Genomic DNA, 8,567 nt, shown 5'->3' on the forward strand with positions numbered 1-8,567 from the left:
CAGAACTTCCCCACCCAACAGTACGGCCAGACCTCGGGCGGAAACCGCTGCTGATAGGAGGGACACCTGGATGCTGCTGAAAGGCTTCTCCTACGCGATGATCGCTGCCTTTGCCGGCGGCCTCGTCTTCACCATCGTCGGCTCGGCCCACGCCTTCCTGAGCCTGTAAGGGGCCAGCCGCACGGATCCAGCTTCGAGACCCGCCCGGCCCTACAGCCGCGGCGGGTCCTTCGTTGCGCTCGACAGGTTTGAGGCTCCTCTGCGTGACGCCCCCCTAGCTCTAGGGCATGACGTGCCGGGCCAAGCTCGACACCACGGGTGGCATCACGAAAAGCGGCCTGCCACCCAGGATCTGACGCTGTCGTGAGCGGCTGGAGGGCTTCGCGTGGGCTTACGCCTCGACAGGCTTTCAGCCGTGTCTGCCCTATGTTCGCCTGATGAGACGATCCATCGCCAACACGCTCCGAACCGCCGCGCTCCTGGCTTTGGCTGTTTCCGGCGCAGCCACAGCGGACACCAGAGCTTTCATCCTCGTCGGCCTCGACGGCAAAACCTTCTTCGAAGCGCAAGGCGGGAGAAATGGACCGAACGGCCATGACGCGGTCGGTATCCTCGATGTCAGCGACGAGGCGCACCCCCGGCTCGTTCACACCCTTCTCCTCGACAACTCGGTCTATGGCCCGCCAACGAACCTTCGGATCACGCCGGATGGCCGGCTCGGGCTCGTGGCAAGCTCGGTCCTGATGCGTCAGGAGGGACCGGCTTGGTACGCGCAAGCTGACAACCGGCTACACGTTATCGATCTTGCAGCCGAGCCGCCGCGCCTGGTCGAAACCCTGAAAGTCGGCCTGCAGCCATCTGGCATCGCCATCAACAAGGTGGGCGACCTCATGCTCATCGCCAATCGCGAGGGGCGCAGCGTTACGGCCCTGACGATCCGCGATACCGTGGTTCGCCCGGTCGTCACGGTTGATGTCGGAGACGAGGCCGCTGCCGTTGCTTTCGCGCCAGACGGCAGGCGGGCTTTCTTCGCCAAGAACAAGGCCGGGAAGATCGGCGTCCTTGCCCTCGACCACACGGACATCAGCTACGACCGAAGCCTCGACATGCCTGTTGGTTCAGGCGTCTACGGCCTCGACGTGACGCCGGACGGCACGCTCGCGCTTACCGGCAACACGGGTCCCGAGCCCAGCGACGGCCACGCCGATACGGTGAGCGTGGTCCGAGCGGATGCGAAGCGCCCCGTCGTCATGGACCATGTGGGGATCGGCGACACCCCCGAGGCTCTGGCGATCGCACCCGACGGGCGACACGCGGCCGTGTCGGTAGTCCGGGGCGCAAGCGCGCCGCAGGGCAGCCCTGGCTACACGCCGACTAGTTCCGTGGCTCTACTGGCGATCGATCCAGAGGGCCGCGTTCGGCGCGTGGCCGACGCCGAAGCTGGTGCAGTGACCCAGGGCATCGTGTTCAGCCCCTCGGGCACCTACGTCTACATAGGCAACTACGTCGACCGGACGCTCGGCGTGTACCAAGTCACCGGGGACATCCTCACGGACACCGGAACCCGCATCGCCTTACCGGGTCAGCCTGCGTCTCTGGGTGGGCGATAACCCATCCAGCAAACAAGCAGATCTTACCAAATACGATCTGCGCGCAGCTTTCGTGACTCCTTCACCAAATCCGTTCCCGAACCGTCGTAGCAGACTGCCAGACGCTGAAATCGCATCGTATCGTGCTCCGATCTTGACGGTGCGTGAACCAAGCGCCCGTCCAGCCTTCCAGCAAGTTGGACGTGGAGATGCGGGTGTTCGGAGCCTTTGGGTTCGGACGTATGACGACTGGCGGTATGGTTAGCATGACGGCGCTCGCCCTGCTGACGGGCTGCGCCGGGCGTCCCAATGGCGTTCTCCTGCCCATCGCGGGTGCCGAGCAGGTCGCAGGCACCTCCCGGGTCGACATGCTCGTTGCCACGACCCGCAAGGCCGCCGTCGACCCCGGCGTGCTGTTCTCGGGCGAGCGCGGCGAGGCGGTGACCTATACCGATTTGGCGGTCTCGATTCCACCCGATGCCATCCGCCAGCCGGGCTCGGTCCAATGGCCGAAGTCGGTCCCCGGCAACCCAGCTACGGACTTCGTCGCCCTGCACGCCGACCCGATCGAGCGCGCGAAGGTCCCCGCCTGGACGAACCGGACCGTCCGGGGGTCGGCCAAGCGACACGTTCTGGTGTTCGTCCACGGCTTCAACAACAAGTTTGAGGACGCCGTCTTCCGCTTCGCTCAGATCGTGCACGACTCCGGGGCCGAGGTCGCGCCTGTTCTGTTCAAGTCGCCGTCCCGCGGCTCCGTCCTGGCCTACGGCTACGACCGGGAGAGCACGAACTTCTCCCGCACCGGTCTCGAGACCCTGCTGCGCGACCTCGCGAAGGATCCGAACGTCGGCGAGGTGACGATCCTGGCCCACTCCATGGGCAACTGGCTGACCCTCGAGTCGCTGCGCCGGATGGCCATCCGCGATCGCCGGATCGCGCCCAAGATCCGCAACGTCATCCTGGCCGCCCCCGACGTCGACATGGACCTCGTCCGCGCCGCCTTCCACGACATGGGCAAGGATCGACCCAGGCTGACGCTGATGGTCTCCGGCGACGACCAAGCCCTGGCCGTCTCCCGTCAGGTCTGGGGCGACAGCGTCCGCCTGGGTGCCATCGATCCGAACGTAGAACCCTACCGGTTCGAACTCGAACGCGAGAACGTCGCCGTCCTGAACCTGACCTCGGTCAAATCGCGCAACGCCCTCAACCACGGCAAGTTTGCCTCGGCCGACGTCGTCGCCCTCCTGGGGAAGCGGCTCGCGGACGGCCAGCCGATCTCGGACGGCCAGGCCGGCATCGGCGATCGACTCGTGAGTACCGCCGCCGGCGCCGCGTCCACCATCGCGACCGGCGCCGCCCTGGCGGTGGCCGCCCCCGTCGCCCTGGTCGATCCCCAAACCCGGGAGACCTACGGCGAGCACCTCTCGAACGTCGGCAGCGGGTTCATGGACACCATCGGCTCCACGGTCGATCTCGTCGGCGCACCAGTGCGTGCGCTCGGAAGCGGCGGGCAATAGGGCTCTACCCCTCATGAAGTCAGGGCCTGCAGCGTGAGGGGAGACGAAGCCGATCTTGATGTCGATGTCCGTACCCATCGCGCCGGGCGTGAGGTTGAAATCCAGCCCGCCGCAGGTCGCGACTTCGCCGACGTCCTGGAGCGGGGCCGCCTCGATCATGGTTGGATCGACGCGAAGAAGCGGCAGGCTCACGAGGGTGCAGGGCTTGGGCGGACGGGGTGCAAGCTGCGCGACCGGCCTTTCGTCCTTATTCACATCGGCGAAGTCTTTCTTCTTTTTCTCCGTTCTCTGGCGCCATGTCCTGTCGAGCGCTTCCCTGGCGCGAAACGTGCCGCCCAGCGGCTCGAGGACAATGATGACGGTCGGCCTCGGGCCGTCGAGATGCATGACGGCCGTGCGGAGCAGGTTGGCATACTGGGCAGACAACGAAGCACGCAGGTGGTCAGGCGAGAGTACCTCCCCGGTGAGGGGGTCGGTCGCATCACCCGTATCGCGAACCAAGACCTTCATGTGAACCGGGAGACGTTTCAAGAGGCCATTGGTGTCCCTCGCCTTCGCTGCGAACACTCGCTCAGCGAGATTGGCCGCGTAGCCGAGGTCGCCGAAGAGCAGAACCGAAGCGTTCGACCCGCTTCCGCGCAGGGCCAATTCTTCGACAAGCTCAGGGACTGCCCCCTTAGCGATAAAGTCTCTCGTGAGCTGTATATCCTCGGCCACGGCGGCTCCCTTCGATCATCCCGGGAGAGGTTGCGACCCTGAGATCCCGCGTTGATAAGGAGGATCGCGAGATCCTACGAAAATCGCAAATATCGAAACTGAGATTTTTTGGATCTGATCGACATTTTCATCAGAAGGACCCCAGTTTCTTGGTGGGTGCACTGCTATAGTCGGTACCGAGTATGACAGTGTCCGCCCACGATAGCCTTTCGATGCGGGTCCGGGCTTTGCGATTTTCAGAGGCCCTCGCCACCCTCTCTCAAACGAGGGGTCTAGATCATGACGCGCACGAACTTCCTCCATATCGACCTCCACGCCCGGAAAGGTGGCAGGGCAAATTTCGTGATCGACGAGCTCAGCCGGGTCCCGGGGAGCTGCGCGCACGTCGAGGATCCACACCCGCCGATCCAGATCGCGGGGCTCCCATTCGCTGAGATAGCGACCCAGCTCAATCGACGCCTAGGCGAAGCCTATGAGACGACAAAGCGAGGCGTACGAAAGGAAATCCGGGTGACTCAGCGCGTCCTCCTCGCGGGGGTCGCGTCATATCCAGTCGCGATGCCTGAAACGTCCGCGTCCCTCGCAGAACGCCGCAAATACAGAGCGTGGCGCGCCCGGGCAGCCGAGTTCTTTCTGGATCTTGCCGGGGCACACAACGCAATCTGCTCCATCGTAGCTCATCATGACGAAACATTTCCTCACATTCACGCCGCGATTATTCCGACAGACACCGCGATGTTGGCACCCGCGCTCCACCCCGGCTACGCCGCCCGGGAGGCCGCAGAGCAGGAATGCCTGCGTCAGGGTATGCCCAAAAGAGATGCCGCACGCGCTGGTCGACGCGCCTACGCCGCTGCAATGCGGGTATTCCAGGATTTGTACCACGAGAAGGTCGGGCGGCCCTGCGGTCACGCACGCCTGGTGACCGGTCGGGTCAGACTCCCCCGGGGGGAGTATCTCGCCCTACGGAACTGCCACGATGCCCGAGATCAGGCGATTCTAGAGCGTGATCAGGCCGAACGCGAGCGCGCTGCGATCGTCACCGAAACGGCGTACCTCATAGAAATGGGCCGACAGGCGTCCGAAGATGTGATCGCGCAGGCTTTTTCGGCGGGCATGAGGGCCGTGCGCGATGGCCGGATCAAAGACATCGCCTACAATCCTATCGATGGAATCCCTGATTTGATCTGCGGCCCCGACGTCGATGAGGTGGCGTGGGTGCAAATCCTTGAGGATCTCGCTCCGGGTTGGGATGCTGGCCTACTCGATGCCCTCGAAGCGCTCCTCGCAATTCAATCCAGGAGCCCGACCATCAGGAGGGATGCCGTTCACTTTTAAGACGCCCCGCACATGCGATCACGGCGCAGGTTCTGATCGCCGTGGTATGCCCAGCCCAAGCCGGAAACGCGTTGGCGATGTTACGGTCCCACATCGACACGTCCGGCGACACCGGCCGTGATCCTTCGGGTAACCGAAGACCTGCATCTTCCCGGCGAGCCACGTTGCGTACCGGCTCGCCTGTGAGATGGACGATCCTCCCCGCCGGCCCGTGATCAGATCGGGCGGCGGGGCAGCTTCATTGAACGTTAACCATAACGACCCCATTTCAGGGCCATACCGATCACGGCTCTACGGCCCGATCGGATGCGGCCACGATGTCGGGATAGGGTGACGCCGGATGTACGCGCACCCCGTCTCAGCGTCCGTGGCCGTTGCTATGTCCGGCATCAGCGCAACCTTAACGGTTTGTTGCCGATGCTCGTTCAGGATCCCTCAACTTCTCGAGGATCCTGACCCATGCGCGTGCTGCTGATTGAGGACGACGCCTCTGTCGCGCGGAGCATCGAGCTGATGCTCAAGTCCGAGAGCTTCAACACCTACACAACGGATCTCGGTGAGGAGGGGATCGATCTCGGCAAACTCTACGACTACGACATCATCCTGCTCGACCTGAACCTGCCCGACATCTCAGGCTACGAGGTCCTGCGGTCCTTGCGGGCGTCAAAGATCAAGACGCCCATCCTGATCCTGTCCGGCATGGCCGGCATTGAGGACAAGGTGATCCGCGGCTGCCCCTGCAAGCTGCCATCGCGCTTAATGCTGAACAGAACCGTGACCTCAGAGCCCGCTGACTCTGCGGGCCCGCCAACCGATTGAGAACAGGAGCCGAGCAGATGCCACAGTTCATTGAGGGTCGACGCGGGCTCAGCATGGGCGTTTGGCGCAGCTGCAAACACGAGCAGCATTGCGAGCAGTAGAGGGCGCATAGGGATCTGCCGCCGATCAACGAGCCTGAGGCCTCGAGGGCTGAACCTCACGAAGAGCTTCGCCGAGATCGTCGTCCTCATCGTCACCGGGCTCCTCTGTCGAGCACCCGTCCCTGTCGGGAGCCTACAGCTCTCTTTGACCTCGCGGCTTACCATCCAGACCCAGATCACGCTCACGCTGCGTACGAGGAGCCTCTCTCATACTCGTATCGTCGGAAGGGGGCTGAAGGCCTTGCGCTCCAGCCTGGGCGGCCATGAGCAAGCTGATGCCTGCCAGCGATAGGACGGCGAGTTTCATGAGTGTGCCTCGGGGCGATCGAATGACGCCTGTCGGACCGTTACTCTGGATGAGGCTCTCGCGTCCCTACTCATCCTGGCTCGGTCGCTACGCGAGCAGCTCGTCCAGAACGGCTGCGAGGATCGCCCAACCGAACTCATCCGCCCGATGGATAGCGTGTGATCGATCAGCGCCAGCACCATGGGCCAGGTTCGCAGTCCCAATCACAATCGAGAAGATGCCGCCATAGGCCATGACGGACAGACGGCCTTCCGGCAAGACTAAGCGTGCCAACAGGAGGGCTGCATCAATCCAAGCCTTCGCATCAAGGAGGATCGCGAAGCGGGCTTTCGTATCAGGCGATTGCTTGCCGGTGCAGGCAAACCACCCCTGGGCAAAGAGTGCGCGGTCTGGACCAGATGCATCCGCGACGCGCTCCCGTAAGCTACTGAGGAGGGCTGGGTCTCTCACGCTGAGCGCCGGTCTCGATCCGCTATGTGAGACGCCAGTCATCAAAGCAGCTAAGTGCATGAAATGATTGGAGCGGGCGATCGGGATCGAACCGACGACATTCAGCTTGGGAAGCTGACGTTCTACCACTGAACTACGCCCGCACGACGCGGAGTGGAGACCGCGGCGGTGGCCGCGACGACCACCAGCGGGACCATATCAGACCCGCGCTCGTTGTCCACGGGTCGACGGCCTCAAGGATGCCTCGGGACGCGTTCACAAAACTAGGGGTTTCCGCTAGGTTCCCGCCGCCTTTACGGCCCCGCCAGCCCATTCGCCCGTCGAGGTGTAGCATCGGCCAGTCTTTCTCCATTCGCTCCCATACAGGATACCAACCCTGCGCATGACGGCCCGCACGTGACGATGATCGACGAAACTCCTGTCTCGAGCCGGAGCGCCCGCCTCATTCTGGCCTCGGCCTCACCCCGGCGCCTCGCGCTCTTGCAGCAGATCGGCATCGAGCCCGATGCCCTGCTGGCAGCCGATATTGATGAGACGCCACGGAAATCGGAGACTCCGCGCGAGCTCGCCCGCCGCCTTGCGCGTGAAAAGCTTGCCGCCGCCGGGGCAGCAGCGCGGCGGCGGGATGACATGCGCGAGGCCTTCCTCATCGCGGCGGATACAGTCGTAGCGGTAGGACGTCGGGTGCTTCCTAAGGCCGAGCTGCCGGATGAAGCGGCCGATTGCTTGCGGCTGCTCTCCGGGCGCCAGCATCGAGTCTACACGGCAGTCTGTCTCCTCACCCCCCAGGATGTCCGTCGTGAGCGGGTGGTCGAGACCCGGGTGCGCTTCAAGCGCCTGTCTTCGCGAGAGATCGACGCTTACCTCGCTTCCGACGAGTGGCGCGGCAAAGCCGGCGGCTACGCGATCCAGGGGCTCGCCGGAGCCTTCGTGGTCAAGCTCGTGGGATCTCACAGCGCCGTGGTCGGGTTGCCACTCTATGAGACTGTCAACCTCCTCGATGGGGAGGGCTTTCCGGTCCGCAGTGCCTGGGGAGGCCCCGCATGAGCGATCCGAACATCGGCCGCAGACGCGCTAGTCCCGTCAAGCCTGACCCGTGTCCGATCTGTAAGAAGCCGTCCGAGCCTGCCTTCGTGCCGTTCTGCTCAACCCGCTGTGCTGACATCGATCTCGGACGTTGGCTGACCGACCGCTACGCGATCCCCACCGCAGAGGATGAGGACGAGGACGCCGATGGCGTCGATCCGCGCTCGGACCGGACTGTCTGAAGGTCGTCGCTCCGGCGCGGAAAGCGAACCAGCAAAATCTCTTCCGATCGAGGCTGGACAGGCCGCAATCCACCCCCTATACCCCCGCTCCAGCCGGTGCCGCTCACGCGAACCGGCCGAGGCCCAGGTAGCTCAGTTGGTAGAGCATGCGACTGAAAATCGCAGTGTCGGCGGTTCGATTCCGTCCCTGGGCACCATCGTCTTCCTGAATTGTAGCAGCTGCCGCATATTCCTATGTCAACCTCTCGTGGATGTGGTTGGCTGGAACTGGGTGGCAGTTAATAGGCCGGTCGAGTATTCTGTGCGGGCCGTATAGAAATTGCGTTTTTCCGGATTGGCCGTTGGGCACGATCCGCTGCCCTGCTGACGGTTCCTGCTTTGAGCTGGCGCTGAGCCCCCCCCCCCCCCCCCCCCCCCCCCCCCCCCCGCCCCGCCCCCCCCGCCCCCCGCCCCCGGGGCCC

Annotated in this window: 7 protein-coding genes, 2 tRNA genes and 1 pseudogene; 8 read left to right on the plus strand and 2 right to left on the minus strand. The window is 64.0% G+C overall.

The genetic code is table 11. The features are described 5' to 3' along the window. Positions 1–437 precede the first annotated feature (437 nt). The 5 genes and pseudogenes from CRT23_RS26720 to CRT23_RS26740 form a co-directional block, all read left to right on the plus strand. On the plus strand, positions 438–1,610 hold the full coding sequence (locus tag CRT23_RS26720) for a hypothetical protein (protein ID WP_103712537.1): 1,173 nt from the start codon (positions 438–440) through the stop codon (positions 1,608–1,610). 245 nt (positions 1,611–1,855) lie between these two features. Then, positions 1,856–3,106: an alpha/beta hydrolase gene (locus tag CRT23_RS26725; protein WP_245436624.1), complete on the plus strand. Its 1,251-nt coding sequence runs from the start codon at positions 1,856–1,858 to the stop codon at positions 3,104–3,106. A 33-nt stretch (positions 3,107–3,139) separates the two neighbouring features. Further along, the gene (locus tag CRT23_RS26730; RefSeq protein WP_103712539.1) at positions 3,140–3,865 is read left to right on the plus strand and encodes a hypothetical protein; all 726 of its coding nucleotides are present in this window, start codon (positions 3,140–3,142) and stop codon (positions 3,863–3,865) included. 237 nt (positions 3,866–4,102) lie between these two features. Then, positions 4,103–5,161, plus strand: coding sequence for a hypothetical protein (locus CRT23_RS26735; RefSeq protein ID WP_103712540.1), 1,059 nt, complete (start codon positions 4,103–4,105; stop codon positions 5,159–5,161). A gap of 459 nt (positions 5,162–5,620) precedes the next feature. Further along, positions 5,621–5,884 (plus strand): annotated as a pseudogene (locus tag CRT23_RS26740) (response regulator); the annotation flags it as partial. Between the two features lie 591 nt (positions 5,885–6,475). Here the strand turns inward: CRT23_RS26740 and CRT23_RS26745 are convergent. Continuing rightward, entirely contained in the window at positions 6,476–6,838 is a 363-nt protein-coding gene (locus tag CRT23_RS26745) for a hypothetical protein (RefSeq protein ID WP_103712541.1), read from the minus strand. A 68-nt stretch (positions 6,839–6,906) separates the two neighbouring features. Next, positions 6,907–6,981: transfer RNA gene (locus tag CRT23_RS26750), tRNA-Gly, on the minus strand. A 259-nt stretch (positions 6,982–7,240) separates the two neighbouring features. Between CRT23_RS26750 and CRT23_RS26755 the strand changes: the two genes are divergently transcribed. From CRT23_RS26755 to CRT23_RS26765, 3 genes are all read left to right on the plus strand, one after another. Beyond that, the gene (locus CRT23_RS26755; protein ID WP_103712542.1) at positions 7,241–7,885 is read left to right on the plus strand and encodes a Maf-like protein; all 645 of its coding nucleotides are present in this window, start codon (positions 7,241–7,243) and stop codon (positions 7,883–7,885) included. Next, the gene (gene yacG, locus CRT23_RS26760; RefSeq protein WP_103712543.1) at positions 7,882–8,106 is read left to right on the plus strand and encodes a DNA gyrase inhibitor YacG; all 225 of its coding nucleotides are present in this window, start codon (positions 7,882–7,884) and stop codon (positions 8,104–8,106) included. The genes CRT23_RS26755 and yacG overlap by 4 nt, the downstream gene beginning before the upstream one ends. Positions 8,107–8,227: 121 nt before the next feature. Beyond that, positions 8,228–8,303 (plus strand) — tRNA-Phe (locus CRT23_RS26765). The last annotated feature ends 264 nt before the right edge of the window (positions 8,304–8,567 follow it).

This window comes from Methylobacterium sp. V23, from assembly GCF_002917135.1.
GTDB lineage: Bacteria > Pseudomonadota > Alphaproteobacteria > Rhizobiales > Beijerinckiaceae > Methylobacterium.